Annotated in this window: 14 protein-coding genes; 10 read left to right on the top strand and 4 right to left on the bottom strand. The window is 41.1% G+C overall.

The genetic code is table 11. The annotated features are described in order from the left end of the window. Genes Q1A31_RS15345 through Q1A31_RS15335 form a run of 3 tightly spaced genes read right to left on the bottom strand, consistent with a single transcriptional unit; the run spans window position 1 to window position 6,819 of the window. Window positions 1–1,542, bottom strand: coding sequence for a FecR family protein (locus tag Q1A31_RS15345; protein ID WP_299878619.1), 1,542 nt, complete (start codon window positions 1,540–1,542; stop codon window positions 1–3). Continuing rightward, window positions 1,529–2,851 carry a hypothetical protein gene (locus Q1A31_RS15340; RefSeq protein WP_299878617.1) on the bottom strand — a complete coding sequence of 441 codons (1,323 nt, stop codon included), beginning with the start codon at window positions 2,849–2,851 and terminating at the stop codon, window positions 1,529–1,531. Before Q1A31_RS15340 ends, Q1A31_RS15345 begins: the two co-directional genes overlap by 14 nt. 2 nt (window positions 2,852–2,853) lie before the next feature. After that, window positions 2,854–6,819, bottom strand: coding sequence for an Ig-like domain-containing protein (locus Q1A31_RS15335; RefSeq protein WP_299878614.1), 3,966 nt, complete (start codon window positions 6,817–6,819; stop codon window positions 2,854–2,856). A 250-nt stretch (window positions 6,820–7,069) separates the two neighbouring features. Here Q1A31_RS15335 and Q1A31_RS15330 point away from each other — a divergent pair, with 250 nt between their 5' ends. Next, window positions 7,070–9,298, top strand: coding sequence for an adenylate/guanylate cyclase domain-containing protein (locus tag Q1A31_RS15330; RefSeq protein WP_366943034.1), 2,229 nt, complete (start codon window positions 7,070–7,072; stop codon window positions 9,296–9,298). 105 nt (window positions 9,299–9,403) lie between these two features. Here Q1A31_RS15330 and Q1A31_RS15325 read toward each other — a convergent pair whose 3' ends face one another. After that, complete coding sequence (locus tag Q1A31_RS15325; RefSeq protein WP_299878608.1) at window positions 9,404–10,492, bottom strand: sorbosone dehydrogenase family protein; 1,089 nt, start codon at window positions 10,490–10,492, stop codon at window positions 9,404–9,406. A gap of 351 nt (window positions 10,493–10,843) precedes the next feature. Between Q1A31_RS15325 and hisB the strand changes: the two genes are divergently transcribed. The 9 genes from hisB to Q1A31_RS15280 all read left to right on the top strand — a co-directional run bounded on the left by hisB (window position 10,844) and on the right by Q1A31_RS15280 (window position 16,482). After that, window positions 10,844–11,437, top strand: coding sequence for an imidazoleglycerol-phosphate dehydratase HisB (gene hisB / locus Q1A31_RS15320; protein ID WP_131904275.1), 594 nt, complete (start codon window positions 10,844–10,846; stop codon window positions 11,435–11,437). 157 nt (window positions 11,438–11,594) lie between these two features. Continuing rightward, complete coding sequence (hisH, locus tag Q1A31_RS15315) at window positions 11,595–12,236, top strand: imidazole glycerol phosphate synthase subunit HisH (RefSeq protein WP_299878603.1); 642 nt, start codon at window positions 11,595–11,597, stop codon at window positions 12,234–12,236. Next, window positions 12,237–12,983, top strand: coding sequence for a 1-(5-phosphoribosyl)-5-[(5-phosphoribosylamino)methylideneamino]imidazole-4-carboxamide isomerase (hisA, locus tag Q1A31_RS15310; protein ID WP_299878601.1), 747 nt, complete (start codon window positions 12,237–12,239; stop codon window positions 12,981–12,983). 1 nt (window position 12,984) lies between these two features. After that, window positions 12,985–13,758, top strand: a complete 774-nt coding sequence (gene hisF / locus Q1A31_RS15305; RefSeq protein WP_299878598.1) for an imidazole glycerol phosphate synthase subunit HisF — start codon at window positions 12,985–12,987, stop codon at window positions 13,756–13,758. 21 nt (window positions 13,759–13,779) lie between these two features. Then, window positions 13,780–14,109: a phosphoribosyl-ATP diphosphatase gene (locus Q1A31_RS15300; RefSeq protein ID WP_131905036.1), complete on the top strand. Its 330-nt coding sequence runs from the start codon at window positions 13,780–13,782 to the stop codon at window positions 14,107–14,109. 87 nt (window positions 14,110–14,196) lie between these two features. After that, window positions 14,197–14,448, top strand: a complete 252-nt coding sequence (gene tatA / locus Q1A31_RS15295) for a Sec-independent protein translocase subunit TatA (RefSeq protein WP_131904279.1) — start codon at window positions 14,197–14,199, stop codon at window positions 14,446–14,448. A 42-nt stretch (window positions 14,449–14,490) separates the two neighbouring features. Beyond that, a complete protein-coding gene (gene tatB / locus Q1A31_RS15290) occupies window positions 14,491–14,826 on the top strand; it encodes a Sec-independent protein translocase protein TatB (RefSeq protein ID WP_299878591.1) in 336 nt (111 codons plus the stop codon). 5 nt (window positions 14,827–14,831) lie between these two features. Next, the gene (gene tatC, locus Q1A31_RS15285; RefSeq protein ID WP_299878588.1) at window positions 14,832–16,085 is read left to right on the top strand and encodes a twin-arginine translocase subunit TatC; all 1,254 of its coding nucleotides are present in this window, start codon (window positions 14,832–14,834) and stop codon (window positions 16,083–16,085) included. A 247-nt stretch (window positions 16,086–16,332) separates the two neighbouring features. Further along, window positions 16,333–16,482 carry a hypothetical protein gene (locus tag Q1A31_RS15280; protein WP_299878585.1) on the top strand — a complete coding sequence of 50 codons (150 nt, stop codon included), beginning with the start codon at window positions 16,333–16,335 and terminating at the stop codon, window positions 16,480–16,482. Window positions 16,483–16,654: the final 172 nt, after the last annotated feature.

The following is a 16,654-nucleotide window of genomic DNA, read 5'->3' as shown; positions in this document are numbered from 1 at the left end:
TTATTGCTCTTCAACTGTAAATAACCCTTCGATATTATTACTGGGATCAGCATCTTCTGACAAACCAAATGCACCGAGTATGGCTTCTGCATTCTCACCCACAAAATCACCAGCAATAAAACCACTCGCATCGCGCGGTGGACTTGCTGTATTGGGATTTGAATCTATCACGCTGGCACCATTCATTTGAAGATCCAGATCTCCTGAGGTAATCTGACCATCAAATACGGCAACCCATGTTTCATTGGGCGTATTTGCCGATAGTGCACCATTACTGACAGCACCCGATTCGAAATTCACATCCATTTGCACTTGTAGATTACTAGCGTCTCCCGCTGTAGCGCTTAAGAGACTGTTTGAGACATTATCATAACGATTGAAGGTTCCGGTTCTGGCACTGACGACATCAGGGTCAGTTGCTTCATAAGTTGCCCAGAGGAGACCTCTATTGCTTGAATCATCGACATTCCTACTTGCCAAAGTGGAATTAAACTCTCCCCAATATCCCCAACTAACCGCATAACCACCAACGGATTGCTCGTAATTTTGTACGGCGCTTCCTGCTGCATTATCTAATAAATTCAAACCCACATTAAAAGTTGGTGTTGCCGTGTTTAATTCTGATGCCGAAACATCCAGTTCTGTTGAAGGTCGCGTTTGGTCAATCGCAAAAGCACTTACCTCGTAAGTCACTTCAGGTGGCGGAATAACTGGTGGCGTGGTTGGCGGCGTTACCGGAGGCTCAACGGGTGGAGTTACAGGCGGAGTAACCGGAGGTGTAACAGGCGGCTGACTATTGCTTATCACTTCAATGCTAGGATCCAATAGAACAGGTCTAGCCAACAGCTCCTTACCCGTCACGTAATTCGCATCTAATACATTATTAGCTGCAGGTATTTTAATGTTTGAGCTGTGTCCATCTCTAAATACATCGGGAACTTCATCTAAGCCGGTACATTTACCCAAGCGATCAATAAAGATAAACATGAAAGGCTTGGAACGCCCCAATAATATATTGCAACCACTACGCAAACGAGCACGCAAATGGATGACGCCTTCCCAAACGGCGACATACATACCATTAGAGACAATTTCTACCTCATAATCCGTGCCGCGAATACCAATGGTCGCCAGAGGAGTTCTGAGTTCATAGGCTTTTTTATTGCCTTTACCAATGGCTCCGGTGATGGTTCTTAAACCACCCGACAACAGTTCCAGTAACGCAGAGTTGGTAGTCTCACCTTCAACAAACTGGTATTTTTTAATTTGTAATACTGAGTTTTCCTGGAGAGAAATTAAGGCCTGATCAATCATTCTAAACTGGGCGCGACCATCTTTACCCACTCGAATTTCATCTTTCTCATAAATATTCGAACGACGTTTTAACGTAATGTTTTTCCCATCGCGTTGCCCAATGACTTCTCCACGGGTCAAGAGCGTTTTACCCGCTTCTTTTTCTGCCGCCATGACCTTGGTATTTGCGAATGCCGATAAAACAATCAGACAAACAGAAAATACAATTGTTTTATTAATCCCAGTCATAGCGAATACCTACTTTTACTTCGTTTCTTTTTGCATCGTATAGATCCAGATTACTTTGATTATTGATGTGTCTTGCCTGCGCAATAAACGCGAGTTCATCATTAAACCGATGCTCATGACCCACTTTAAAGATGAATCGATCATCGCTGCGTTTATTATCGTAAATCGCATAAGCTTGCTGATGTTTGTAGTGACGATAATCGAGACCCAGGTAGGTTCTATCTTTCTTATTCCACTCTTTGACCGCCCAATACCCTATTCCACTAATATTTCGGCTGTATTGTTTACCTTCGGATTTGTCTGGCCATTCCTTACCCAAATAAAGATTCAACTGATGTTGCGTGTCACCAACTTGTTTATCAATTCGGCCTGAAACAATTGCTCTGCTTCTATCGCTGAGCGCAACCTTTTTGTTGTCATACTTTTCGATACTCAGTTTAAGGCTCCCTACCTGAGAGGAGCCTATGGATTTTCGAGCAATAGCATCAACACCAATAGTATTTGAATACAACTCCCCACCTAGCATCACAGGGCGCGTTCTGCCCACTAATTGATATTGTTTTTTCGCATGGTTAAAGGTGATACCCGTACGCAAATCCAAATCAGTTACATTGAAATCAGAATTTTTAAAGTATTCTCGGTGCGTTGCATTCGCCGAAAAAAACGTACTTTTCACTTTATTCTTCAAGGTGCGATGTTTGAATTGAAACTTTCCCTCCGCAAAACCACTGCCCTGCTTCACCGAAGAATCATTCAAAGTAACCACCCCAAAATCAGAAAGATCAATCTCAGCATTATCGTAACCAAAATTGATATTATCATCGTAACCAAAAGACAATGATGCGAGGCTCTTAGTGACAGAGTGCTGTGTGATTCTATCCCCTTTTTTCTCTAATTCTGCCAGATAAGCCTGTACTTTTTTTCTTACAACAGGCGGTGGATTTAAATTCAAAACATCATTGAATTCTTTTTTTGCCGCGTAAGAGTTGTTAAGGCTTAAGTAGGCGCGAGCTAACTCCAAACGCGGGCGAATGACATTAGGCGAAGAGACTGTCACTCGATCTAATGCAAATACCGCTTCATTGTAATGGCCAGTTTGCATCGCAGATAAGCCATATAAGTAATCAAAACGAGGATCACCTTCATTTTGAGAACGGGTTTTTATGGCTTGTTGATATGCTTGTTGATACTTTTGTTGTTTTACCAATTTTTCAAGCACATCATATTTATTCGTCGCTATTGAACTCGACTGAATCAAGATTAAGCCCAAACAAAATAACCATTTGAAAGATTTATTGAAATTTCTCATATTTATTCATTGTAGTTAATCGTTATGGTGGCAGGGGCTGAAGCGTTTCCATAAATATCAATCGCTCGATATGTATAACTCCCTGTGGCCGCTGAGGTTCTAGAATTATTATCCATACGCAAGCTATTTCCACTAAATTCTGTGAAATTGACTTGCGTATCTTCCTGGCTAATAACATCTATAATATACTCGTCACCATCAGCATCTTGAATCAATGTTGACAAATCCAGGATATAGCGACTATTACTTGAAGATAATGGTGGATCAATATCTATCGTAATACTCTGTGCTACTGGAGCAGTATTGCCAGGCGGAGAAGTTAGCGGTGTGAAAATTACCGTTGCAGGATCTGACTCAGCGCCATCTTGATCTATTGCAACGTAGGTCAGTGTATTTTCGAGTACAGGATAAAAAGGCTCATAAAAAACCCTTGGATTAACACCAATTACATCTAAATAGCTAATAGAGTTGATTCTTCCTCTTGTATCATCTGACAAGCCAATTACCCTATAAGTTAAACCACGATTATCGCCATCAGGGTCATCCCCTAATAACGAAACACTCGAAAGTGATCCGTTCGCATTGGTTATAACATTTTGATCTACGGCTGTTGGTTTTACATTTGTAAGGATAGTTCCTGTTGGATAGATAGTTATTACTACAACAGCAGGCTCAGAAAACCCGAATTCATTATCAAATACAATTAATTGTAATTTTATCTCAGTAGGTACAGTTACTGCAGGGGCAATAAAAGTTGGCGTGTATCGCTGATAAGTTGGATCAAATACTAAATCAATCTCAGTACCTGGGATAATATCAATTTGTGTCCACTCCCATACAAATGTTGAATTATCTAATCCTTGAGGAGCACTTCCAGATCCATAAAGTTGGACTGTGGTCAACTCTATTTCATCTCTATCTTCACCAGGTAATGCAATAACGCTTGGATTAGGTAGAGAGATGAAAAATGAGACTTGATCGGCAACCGATATTAATCCACCTCTATCAGTGACCACTAATTGAAACACATACTCACCAACGATAGACTGACTTACATTAGTATTAATAATAGTGAATGAGGGCTCCATTACTTGAGGAATATCCGCAACGGGAATTGTAATAGGCCCTGACATTTGACTCCATTGATAACTCAGATCAGTATTCGCATCTTCAGCGTCAGAACTATACGAACCATCTAAAGTAATTACCGATGTTTCTTCAAAACCCACTGGGTTACTTGGATCACCTGTTACTAGTGCCACTGCAGATCCACTAAAATAGCCCGCGTTTGCAGTAGGAGGGGTATTAGGCTCCGTCAAATTAACAGTTGCTACATTAGATCCTAAGCCTAGCTCATCTACAACTCTGTACGTAAAGCTATCAATTTCAGGAGAACTTATGCTGTAGGGTTGATATTCCAAGATATTATCAGTATAAGTAACAGTCAAATTACCAGTAATAGGTTGAGTCAGAACCTCATACGTTAAATTTGCATTATTTCCATCGGGATCATTGCCAACTAAAGTAATTGAAGTTGGATTACCTGATAAATCTATGGGGATAAACAAATCATCAGCTATAGGCGGTTGATTTGGACCTACGGTAATTGTAATTTCATCAGGATCAGAAACTAAGTTACCTGAATCGGTAACCTCCAACTTAAACACATAGTCCCCAGAAATAACTTGTGACGAACCTCCAACAATATTAAAAACAGGCTTAATGTCATCATCTGGATCAACCGCTACCGGGCCACTTACCTGAGTCCAATTAAATCTTAAATCCGATATTGGATCCTCAAGATCAGAACTACCTGAACCATCAAGTGTTATTGGGAGTGTAGCTTCTTGAAACCCGCTTCCAAAAGATGTTCTTACAGAAGCAATTGCTTGATCTAGACCAGCATTAGCAACAGGCATATTGTTTCCGGGAGGGTTTACCACAATTTCTACAGAATCACTTACTGATTTTGCACCATCATTATCAGTCACTATTAAATTAAAAATTAATATTTCTGGAGCACTCTGTACTGTAGGAGCGGTAAAACCAGGAGCCGCAATACCTGTATTGCTAAGACTAACGGCAGAGCCACTACTCTGAGCCCAAAGGAATCCAACAACATCACCATCCACATCCGTGCCTGAGCCATTAAGATTAACTAAATCCCCAGAAAAAACTTCTTGATCATCACCTGCTATCGCAATAGGCGCTTCATTTAATGGATTAATTGTTATTTCGACTGTATCGACTGCTGACTCAGCCCCATCATTGTCAGTTACTACCAAGTCAAATATAAGCGTCTCAGAAACACTTGAAACAGCTGGAGCTGTAAAGCTAGGATTAGAATCAGACACATCACTAAGGCTTACTACCGAGCCCCCCGGTTGTTGCTGCCATAAATACGCTTCAACCGTTCCATCTACATCTGTGCTACCTAAGCCGTTAAGTAAGACTGTTTGTGAACTTTCGACGATTTGATCTTCATCTGCATCAGCTTCAGGTGGATCATTAACGGGTGTTATCTGAATATCTACAGTGGCAACATTAGAGCTTTCAAATCCATCATTAACCAAAAACGTAAAACTATCAGAACCAAAATAATCTTTGGTTGAGGTATAAACTACATTAGGCAAGGCAGAACCCAAGTCTGGGTCTAGTTCTATTATTCCGTTAGCGGTAGATAGTGGTGTATTTAAATTAAATACGATTGGATCGCCATCCTCATCACTTCCCGTTAATGTGATTTTTAATGGCACATCTTCATCTGTTGTTAATTGCTGAGGCTCTGCAAGTGGGGGGGTGTTATCTATCGGCGTTTTTTTAACAATAACTTTCACAACACCTGTATGCGTTAGTTTTGCCTCATCGGTCACGACTAAAGCATAAAGCAATGCGATCTCTTGATTCGGCGCGGCTAAAACTTCTGCCTCGCTTGGTACTGTAATGGTTGGACTTGAGTCAAATCTATCACTGACAGGAACAGGGTATTGCGTTTGCTGATCGACTCGAAACCAGGTGAAATTGATTATGTTACCGCTATCGTGACTACCGCTACCATCAAGAACAATTGTCTCGCCGGGTGATGCAAATAATTCGGCGGGCACATTTGCTACAGGACGAGAAGCCAATGGAAAGTTGCGAGGCAAGCTACTAACAGATACAACATCGATAGCCTGCTTTTCCTGTAAACGCTTTGCGTATTTTTTTGCATGGGCGATGGGGTTATCTTTAATTGCTGCTTGCATGCGCAAGAACCACTGATCACCTTCAGCAGACAAGTTTCCGTCATTGGAAAAATCATCGCCTATCTGATCAATCATCGATTGTGGTTCAACTTGATGTGCCCGGGCAACTTCCATTAATACACCTGATAATAAAAGCAACATGGCGCTATTGCTTTCGTCATCAGAGCTAGAAAAATCCAAAGAATGAATTCGATCTATTCCAAATACCTTCACAAGCTCATCATTTGCCTGTTTGAGTGATTGATTAAAACCTTTACCTTCTGCCAAGAGTGTCTGCGTTCGCTGGGCTTGCCAGTGTGTGAGTATATTGACTGAATTTAGGCTTGATTCATTATCGGTGCTTTGAGTGATTGCCGTTAATGTTATAGGCGTTTCTAACTCTATCCCTAAAGATTCATCAAAGACTTTTCCTCTCGCTTTCAAATAAAGGTTAACTGGCGCAGCTGTATCCCATTCTGCAGGAAGCTGGAAGCTAAACTCACCATTATTAGCGCTTACCTTTGCAGAAATAGTATCACCTGTCGGCTGTCCGACAGAATTCAGCCTCGATATTTCAACTGGCGTATTGATTGAGAACGGGCCTTTTTGGGCGACACCGGTTGTTATCTTTGTCGCCTGTTGAATAGTGTTTGAAGAGGAAGAGGAAGACGTTGAAGAGCCGCCACCGCCTCCGCAAGATGACAATAGCGATACAACAAACGATAGCATTAGCAGCTTAATCATTTTTGAGAAGCTAATACAGATTCCTTTCACAACTCCCTCTCAATACGTTTGTTATATTCCATCACAATAAACTATAGTCCAAATTATAATTGTTGGTAATTTCAGTGTTTTCCATCACACTGGCAGCATAAAAACGCAACTGCTTTCCACGCTGACTTACTGATGCTAACCTGTTGATAATAGAAAAAAGGGTAATTTTTCACATTTTAGGGTTAATTCACTATTATTTAGTTAACTACTTCTTTGTCATATAATTTTCGAGGGTAATAAGCTGTTTAGTAAACATAAACAATCTCTACTACCCATCATTACAGGTATCGTTTTAACCATACTTGCTGCTCTTTTTTATTTGAGCGACGATCCAACAAGTATTGATATACAACAAAGACTCGAAGCGATTCCCTACGACATCCGCCTAAAGCTCAGCACTCCTATTGAAATAACAGAACTTCCGCCGATAATCATTATCGACATTGACGAAGCGAGCATAAAAAAAGACGGGCGTTGGCCCTGGGAAAGAAAAAAAATAGGCACACTGGTCAATAAACTGCATGAGAACAATGTTGCAGTTATCGCAATGGACGTCGTGCAATCAGAGAAAGAACAAAACCCTCTAGAGAAAGTAAAGATTGCATTAAATCAAACAGGTGAAGAACTACCTGACTGGTATTTAAAGATAGAAAACAACCTCAACGGGGATAGCTTTTTTGCCGACAGCATTAAAGATAAGGAAGTCGTTTTAGGCTATCCATTTCACAGAAAACTGGTGACTCAATCGGGAAAACTGGCTAGTTCTGCCATAGTAAGCGACATTGAAAATACGGAAAAACTCACGGCGATTCACATGCTCGGGTATACCGCAAACCTGAATGAGTTTACTAACAATTCTGCCGGAAGTGGTTTTTTCAGCATTGCCCCTGATAGAGATGGAACCATTCGAAGAGCCCCGGTAGTGGCTGTCTACAACAACCAGATTTACCCTTCTTTAGCGTTGGAAACTGCACGCATTTATTTGCTGGAAGATGAAATAAAACTGCATACTGATTTTGTAGGAAGCGCCCAAACGATCACCCATTTAAGCATGGGAAAAATGGTTATCAAAACGGATGCTCAAGGGCAGATTCTCATCCCTTATCTAGGCAAACAAAAACATTTCCCCTATATCCCTGCAAGCGAGATCCTGCATAACAAAAAAACATTTCCCGAGTTAGAAAATGCAATCGCTTTAGTAGGTACATCTGCTGTTGGTTTGTCAGATCTGCGCCCTACTCCAGTTCAAGCTAGCTTTCCGGGGGTGGAAATTCAGGCAAATATTCTTCATGGTTTATTACATCCGGAAAACATTGCTTATGTGCCAGATTGGGCTGCTGGGGCAACGGTCATGACGCTTGCTGTCTTGAGTTTATTCATGGCGCTGTTTTATCCATTACTACAACCCATGGGCTTAGTTATTTCAGGCACAGCACTCGTCTTCGTCATGTTTGGGTTTAATTACTGGATGTGGTCTTCTCATCACATCAATTTACCGTTGATTATTCCTCTACTCACCGTAATGGCGGTTTCATCGATTCATGTTATCTACGATTTGATCAAAGAAAACAAAGGTCGGCGACGCATTCACGATATGTTTGGCCAATATGTGCCTCTAGAACACATCAATAAGTTGATCGAGTTCCCTCATGCGGTAAATACCGATGGCGAAAAAAGAGAAATGACTGTGCTTTTTTCTGATATCAGAGACTTCACCGCACTGTCAGAACCGTTAACAACACGACAATTGAAAACTTTTCTCAATCAATACCTGACACCTATTACTGAAATCATCTTTAATAACCAGGGCACGATTGATAAATACGTGGGTGATATGGTGATGGCATTTTGGGGGGCTCCTATTTACCACCCTCAGCATGCTACCAAAGCGGTTATTGCGGCTATGGAAATGCAGCAGAAAATCAAAAAAATGCAGAAAACATTTAAGGAAATGGGAATCAATAATATTGCTGCAGGCATTGGCATTCACACGGGCGAGATGAATGTGGGAGACATGGGGTCCGACTATCGAAGAGCTTATACCGTGTTAGGAGATGCGGTTAATTTAGGATCACGCCTCGAAGGATTAACCAAATACTATGGCGTTGGGATTTTAGTCAGCGAAGAGACTAAACTACAATGCCCTGATATTGTTTTCCGCTATATAGATAACGTTAGGGTAAAAGGCAAACAGGATTCTATTAAAATCTACGAACCTCTGAAAACGGTCAGTCAGTTAACAGAGCTACAGAAATCCCAGCTAGAAAATCATGAGCAAACCTTTGCTGAGTATTTATCAGGAAAGTGGGAAACAGCCCATGCAGGCTTTCGCCAATTATATGAAACCTCAAACGATCCGCTTTATCGGGTTTATCTGGAAAGAACCGAAACCATCCTGAAAGAACAACCTACTGACTGGGACCCTATTCATAATCACACTGAAAAGTAATATAAAAAAGTGCCTATAAGTATGGGGGTGACTTGGATGACTCAGTTAGATCAGGAAGCTTAAGCATTTCAATCAAACGCCCCGAATAAACTACAAATCATAAACTTATTGAGTGTATGAAACGCGATAGATAGCGCCACCCCTATCATCTGATATCAATAAGGAACCATCTTTGAGCACAAGCACATAAGCAGGTCTGCCCCAGGCTTTTTGCCCCTGTAACCAGCCTGTTACAAATGGCTCATATTTGGTGATTATCTCATCTTCGTCACTACCTGTAATCGTTGCCATCATGACCTTGTAGCCCGATTTTTTACTGCGATTCCATGAACCGTGTTCCGCGACAAACAACCTGTTTTTATAAGCTTTTGGAAATTGCTTGCCTGTATAAAAAGCAATACCCAATGGAGCCACATGTGCACCCAGTGCCTGAATTGGTGGCGTAAAAGCTCGACACGATAAATCGTTGAATTCAGGATCTGCAATCGTTCCACCGTGACAGTAAGGGAAACCAAAATGCTCCTGAAATTCATCAACACGGTTGATCTCATCAGGGGGAATATCATCGCCCATCATGTCTCTGCCGTTATCACTCAACCATAATTTTTTTGATACGGGGTGCCAGGTAAAACCTACGGTATTACGAATACCTCTCGCCTCTACGCGTTCATCCGTTCCATCCGCGTTCATACTGCGAATCACGGCATAATCTTTCTTCAAGCACACATTACACGGCGCACCGATGGCCATATATAAGCGGCCATCCGGACCGAAATCCATATATCTCCAACCGTGGTGTGTTTCAGAAGGTAAATCATCTCGAATTAAAGTAGGAATCGGCGGGTTATCTAATCGAGCTTCAATATCATCCATTCGAAATAGTTTATCTACAGCGCCTATGTAGAGTGCTTTGTCGCGAAACGCTAAACCGTTCGGCATGTTTAGATCTTCAGCAATAATATAGCGTTTATTATTCTTAATGGCATAAACGACACCTTCGTTTCTTGTGCCCACAAACAAGGTACCATTAGTACCCAAAACCATAGTTCTCGCATTAGGTACATCACTTTCAAATAACTCTATCTTGAAACCAGCAGGGACTTTTAACAAATCAAGATTGGATTTAGCCGCAGCAAATTGATGGATCAAAAGAGCCATTGCAAACAACACAGATTTAACGATTAAACTATTCATAGTTTTACACCCCCCCCACTTATAGGGCTTTTTTTAATTGTTTGATTCGAAAACATCGTTATTAATATTCAAACCGCATAGGAAAAAGCAAAAACAATACAAACACTTAAACACGCCATGGATAATTGCATTATTAAAAAATATCCCCAGTATCTATTTAGCGCCAATATTAACGTGAAAGTTCAGTTTTATGCGAACAAACCGCATTAAACGAGCAAGTAGAACATTGACTGTTTAAACTATTTTATAGGGCACCCCCCTACTTTGGGGCCTATTTCTTTCTATTTCTACAGGTTACATCGCGTCACAATATGGTATTATCCGCCACCTAAACAACCGAAAATGATAAACATGACCGAACGTACAGCCACTATCACACGTGATACTTTTGAAACACAGATTACCGTCAATATAAATTTAGACGGCACGGGAAAAGCACGCTTCAAAACCGAAGTACCTTTCCTTGAACACATGATGCACCAGATAGCGCTGCACGGCATGATCGATATTGAAATCGAAGCAAACGGTGATCTGCACATAGATGCGCATCATACGGTTGAAGACATCGGTATTTCACTGGGTCAGGCTTTTGCAAAAGCGATTGGTGATAAAAAAGGCATCCGTCGTTACGGTCACGCTTATGTACCACTTGATGAGTCACTATCACGCGTAGTGATTGATTTTTCTGGTCGTCCACATTTGGAAGACACTGTAGATTACAAACGCCCAATGCTAGGAAATTTCGATACCGATCTATTCCACGAGTTTTTCCAAGGCTTTGTAAACCACGCTTTAGTCAGCTTACATCTGGATAATATCCGCGGTCGTAACGCACACCATATTGCTGAAACTATATTCAAAGCATTTGGACGCGCATTACGTATGGCTGTTGAAAGAGATGAGCGTTCTGCGAACGCAATACCATCAACAAAAGGTTCTCTATAAACTTTTTCAAATGTTGTCTTATTTAAAACTAAATTGCCCAAATTGCTCTTTATATTCACTCAAGAGCAAGGCGAAGACGCGGAGTTTGCAAGCGCAAACGAGCATCGACAACGCAGTTATTGGGTGGATAGAAAGAGCAAGGTGGGTGATTTAAAAGATGATTGCGGTTATAGATTACAGCATGGGCAATTTACACTCCGTGCACAAAGCCCTTCAACACGTTACCAATGAAACGGTTGAGATAACATCTTCTCCCGATGTTATCAACAAAGCGGATCACATCGTATTCCCTGGTCAGGGTGCTGCTCGCGATTGCATGAGTGAATTACACAAGCGTGAACTCGTTGATGTAGTTAAACAAGTCGCTGTAAGCAAACCTTTTCTAGGTGTTTGCATGGGCATGCAAGTGCTGATGGAGCATAGTTCAGAAGGCGGCGGAGTCGATTGTATCGGTCTTTATGAAGGTAAAGTTTTGTACTTTCAAGACCACATTGGCGCGACTGACGAGAATGGTGAACGACTAAAAATCCCACAAATGGGCTGGAATAAAGTCTCGCATACTCAACAACATCCACTGTGGAATGGCATCAAAGAAAACTCTCGTTTTTACTTTGTGCATAGTTACTTTATTGCGCCAGAAGATAAATCAATTATCGCTGGTGAGACCGATTACGGTATTACCTATCCATCTGCTATTGCAAAAGACAATGTCTTTGCGATTCAGGCACACCCTGAAAAAAGCGCGGATGATGGATTACAACTTTTGAAAAACTTTACCCAATGGGATGGAAACGTTTAGATGTTATTACTACCTGCGATTGATCTTAAAGACGGGCAATGCGTACGCCTAAAACAAGGCCGCATGGAAGACACCACCGTATTCTCTGATAGCCCTGTTGACACAGCTACGCGCTGGGTTGAAGCTGGCGCAAAACGTTTACACTTGGTTGATCTGAATGGTGCATTTGATGGCGCTCCAGTAAACAATTCTGCTGTCGAAGCAATTGCGAAGAAATTCCCTGACCTACCGATTCAAATCGGTGGCGGCATTCGTGATGCAAAAACGGTTCAAGCTTATCTTGATGCCGGAGTCACTTACTGCATCATTGGTACCAAAGCGGTTGAAGATCCTGAGTTTGTAAAAGACCTTTGCAAGCAATTTCCTGGGCATATTATTGTCGGTATCGATGCTAAAAATGGCATGGTAGCAACAGATGGCTGGGATAAAGTTTCTACCGTTTCAGCTATTGATCTTGCAAAACAGTTCGAAGAAGCCGGTGTAGTGGCGATCGTTTATACCGACATTTCACGCGATGGCATGATGACAGGCGTCAACGTTGAAGCCACGAAAGAACTTGCTGAAAGCATTAACATTCCTGTTATCGCTTCTGGTGGTGTAACCAATATGGACGATATTATCGCACTGTGTAATGTCGAAGCTTCGGGTATCACAGGCACAATTCTTGGTCGTTCGATCTACGAAGGTACGATCGACCTTGCCAAAGCGCATGAGTTCGTAGACACATTTGCTGAGAGAATGGCATAACATGGGATTAGCAAAACGCATTATCCCTTGTCTCGACGTTGATAATGGACGCGTTGTGAAAGGTGTTAACTTCGTCGATATCCGCGATGCGGGTGATCCAGTTGAAGTTGCCGCACGCTATAATCGTGAAGGCGCAGATGAAATTACTTTTCTGGACATAACTGCAAGCTCTGATGATCGTGAAACTACGGTCCACATGGTTGAAGCGATTGCATCCGAAGTGTTTATACCTCTGACTGTTGGCGGCGGTATTCGCAAACTGGAAGATGTTCGCACAATGCTCAACGCAGGCGCGGACAAAGTAGCAATCAATACCGCTGCTATTCACAATCCAGAATTAGTTAGACAAGCCGCTGAATACTATGGCTCTCAATGCATTGTTGTTGCGATTGATGCAAAAAAAGTCAGCAAAGAAGGCGAACCTGATAAGTGGGATATATTCACCCACGGTGGTCGTAATGATACTGGAATTGATGCCGTAGAATGGGCAAAAAAAATGGCAGACTATGGTGCTGGCGAACTGCTTGTAACCAGCATGGATAAAGATGGCACAAAGTCAGGTTTTAACCTACCTTTAACAAAAGCGATTGTAGATGCTGTTAATATCCCTGTTATCGCTTCTGGCGGTGTAGGTAATCTTCAGCATTTAGCCGATGGCGTGACCATAGCTGGCGCTGATGCGGTTTTAGCGGCAAGTATTTTTCACTTTAATGAATACACCGTTGGTGAAGCCAAACAATTTATGCAGGATCAAGGCATTGAAATGCGCATTTAAGGACATATTATGGATAAGAGTATGAGTAATAATACGCTTAGAGACGTTGCAGATGTTCTTGAGGCTCGCAAATCGGCTGAACCTGACAGTTCATACGTAGCAAAATTGTACGACAAAGGATTGGATGCGATTCTTAAAAAGGTAGGCGAAGAAGCGACTGAAGTCGTGATGGCTGCTAAAGATACTGAAAATGGCAAAAGCCCGGATAAAATAGTCTACGAAGTTGCTGACTTATGGTTTCATACCCTAGTATTATTAGCACAACAAAATTTACATCCAGATGATGTTTTAAAAGAATTAGAACGTCGATTTGGAACATCTGGTCTAGTCGAAAAAGCAAGTCGACAGTAAACGTACCAGATAGAGAGTATTAAATTAAAAGTCTCTAATTTAGAGATGTTAGCGGTACATTAAAGAATCAAAGAAGAGAGGAATAGTATGTTATACGGATTTGGATTAGGCGGGATTAGCCCATGGTCACTATTAATTATCTTGGTAATCGTAGTGGTTATCTTCGGCACAAAGCGTCTACGCAATGCAGGTGGCGATTTAGGCGGAGCGGTTAAAAACTTCAAAGACTCTATGAAAAGTGGCGCAGATAGCGTGAATGCCAAGAAAGAATCGATTGAAGATGCTGCTGACGATGTTATCGACGCTACTTCAAAAGTTAAAGACACCACTAAGTCATAAGTTTTTCACAATTTTAGACTAACCCCTTTCGAGTAGTTTTTAATGTTTGATTCTGGCTTTCTGGAAATGCTTGTCATTGGCGTGATTGCACTGCTAGTGGTTGGCCCTGAGCGATTACCCGGTCTTGCTTCTAAAGCAGGTAAATTCGTGGGTAAAATGAAAGCATTTATTGCTAATACGCGTGAAGATATCGAAAAAGAAATTCGCGCGGATGAAATGCAGTCTATGCTGGCTCAACAAAAAGAAGAAATCAGCGAATTACGCGATATGATGAAAAGCACTGGAAATGAAGTTTCCAGTGAAGTAAATGAAGCCGCAGAAATGCTTGGCGATAGCATCAACGAAGCAGAAAAAGCTTCCTCGGCAAATAACAAATAAACTCTATGAGCGATACCCCAGCAAAAGAACTACCTGAAACAGCTGTAGGTGGTTTCCTCTCCCATCTGATCGAAATGCGAGATCGCTTACTTAGAGCGGTAATCGTTATCTTTGTTGCCTTTGTTTGTCTATTTCCCTTCGCTAAAAATATTTATAACTGGCTAGCAGCTCCACTGGTTGATCAAGGCCAGGAAATGTTAATCATTGGCCCTGTAGCGCCATTCCTTATTCCAATGAAGCTAACCTTGATGGTGGCTTTTTTAATCGCCCTACCCTACTTGTTTTACCAATTATGGTCATTTGTAGCACCCGGCTTGTACAAGCATGAAAAACGCTTAATTTATCCACTAATTGCTTCCAGTATCTTCCTCTTTTATCTCGGTATTGCGTTTGTTTACTATATTCTGCTACCGATGATGTTTAAAATTATTCCGCAGTTCGCCCCTGAAGTAGCCGTCTTTAGCCCAGATATAGCTCAATATCTCGACTTTACGATCATGATGTTCATGGCATTTGGTTTTGGTTTTGAAATGCCAATAGCGACAATTCTATTGATCAGCACGGGTATGACTACTGCTAAAGATTTAAAATCAAAACGCCCTTATGTGATCGTTGGTGCTTTTGTTGTTGGCATGTTACTTACGCCACCTGACGTTATTTCGCAGATCATGCTCGCTATTCCGATGTGGTTATTATTTGAATTAGGTATTATTTTCAGCCGTTTCTTTGATATTCGAATCAAAGAAGCCGGTGAAGCCAAAGAACAGATGGATGCTGAGAAAACAGCAGCTTCAGCAGCTGCAGGCACTGCTGCAATAAGCGCAGATAAACTTTGGGAAGATGATGACTATACCTATGAAGAGGATGATTCTGACCGCACTATTAACAACGAAGATAACAATGATACAGGTCATAACGAATACACAGATGATGATGCATTCGACATGTCTAGCCCATCATCAGATATAGAAGATGATGTTAAAAAGACAGAAGACCTGATCAAAGACGAAGACCTCAGCAGTGAAGAATATGATGAAGATTATATTCCAGAAGAAAATGGGAAAATTAGCGACTCAGAAGAAGCAGAGAGATTCTACGGTACTGATGTGGTCGAGGATTTTGATGAACTCTCTGACGAAGAAATGGAAGCTGAATTAGACCGTATTGAAGCGGATGATATGGCTGACGAATTCGTTGAAGATAAGGCAAAGGAACGTGCCGAATCCAAAAAGGACGACGATTCAAACGACAAGAGTTAGCTCAATAAAATTGAAATAAATCTAATAAAAACAATGATTTGATAAATATCAAATATTAGAATTTAATTAAATAGTAATGAACCATTCAGTTTCTTCATGTTACTATTCATATAACTTTGATTAATTAATAATAGTTTTCACGAGATATGGAATAGCGGCCATTTAATCTCGAACTATTATTTTTTAATTAATAGTTAAAAACATACTTTATAAATAGTTTTGTAAAAATCACGAAGGGGAGCATCCTATGACGTGTTTACTAAAAAACTTATTAGGGCTAGCATCATTAAAAAATAATGATGACTGTGGAGTGTTACCGCCAATTGTTAAATCTCTGGTTGCCAGCACCCTTTTTGTCATTGTTATGGCTATTGCAAGTCACTTAATAAGAGTGTAATTGATATACCATCGAAGGAAGCCTGCTAACGATTAATTGTTAGTGGGCTTTTTTATGTCTACAAAAGAACCTCATCATCAAAAACCAACTAATCTAGTCACCCCCCCAATGCCGTTGAATTAAGCAACCAAGTCATTGTTTTTACTATCATACCTTATAGCCTTTTCGCAGT

The sequence above is a fragment of the uncultured Cocleimonas sp. genome, assembly GCF_947495625.1.
Classification (GTDB): Bacteria; Pseudomonadota; Gammaproteobacteria; order Thiotrichales; family Thiotrichaceae; genus Cocleimonas.
Note: the sequence above shows the minus strand (reverse complement) of the source record. Positions and strands in the feature narration are given on the sequence as shown.

What these genes read in the sequence shown, in the direction of transcription:
- Q1A31_RS15345 (WP_299878619.1), bottom strand. Translation starts at nt 1,542, where the DNA reads ATGACTGGGATTAATAAAACAATTGTATTTTCTGTTTGTCTGATTGTT.
- Q1A31_RS15340 (WP_299878617.1), bottom strand. Translation starts at nt 2,851, where the DNA reads ATGAGAAATTTCAATAAATCTTTCAAATGGTTATTTTGTTTGGGCTTA.
- Q1A31_RS15335 (WP_299878614.1), bottom strand. Translation starts at nt 6,819, where the DNA reads ATGATTAAGCTGCTAATGCTATCGTTTGTTGTATCGCTATTGTCATCT.
- Q1A31_RS15325 (WP_299878608.1), bottom strand. Translation starts at nt 10,492, where the DNA reads ATGAATAGTTTAATCGTTAAATCTGTGTTGTTTGCAATGGCTCTTTTG.
- hisB (WP_131904275.1), top strand. Translation starts at nt 10,844, where the DNA reads ATGACCGAACGTACAGCCACTATCACACGTGATACTTTTGAAACACAG.
- hisH (WP_299878603.1), top strand. Translation starts at nt 11,595, where the DNA reads ATGATTGCGGTTATAGATTACAGCATGGGCAATTTACACTCCGTGCAC.
- hisA (WP_299878601.1), top strand. Translation starts at nt 12,237, where the DNA reads ATGTTATTACTACCTGCGATTGATCTTAAAGACGGGCAATGCGTACGC.
- hisF (WP_299878598.1), top strand. Translation starts at nt 12,985, where the DNA reads ATGGGATTAGCAAAACGCATTATCCCTTGTCTCGACGTTGATAATGGA.
- Q1A31_RS15300 (WP_131905036.1), top strand. Translation starts at nt 13,780, where the DNA reads ATGAGTAATAATACGCTTAGAGACGTTGCAGATGTTCTTGAGGCTCGC.
- tatA (WP_131904279.1), top strand. Translation starts at nt 14,197, where the DNA reads ATGTTATACGGATTTGGATTAGGCGGGATTAGCCCATGGTCACTATTA.
- tatB (WP_299878591.1), top strand. Translation starts at nt 14,491, where the DNA reads ATGTTTGATTCTGGCTTTCTGGAAATGCTTGTCATTGGCGTGATTGCA.
- tatC (WP_299878588.1), top strand. Translation starts at nt 14,832, where the DNA reads ATGAGCGATACCCCAGCAAAAGAACTACCTGAAACAGCTGTAGGTGGT.
- Q1A31_RS15280 (WP_299878585.1), top strand. Translation starts at nt 16,333, where the DNA reads ATGACGTGTTTACTAAAAAACTTATTAGGGCTAGCATCATTAAAAAAT.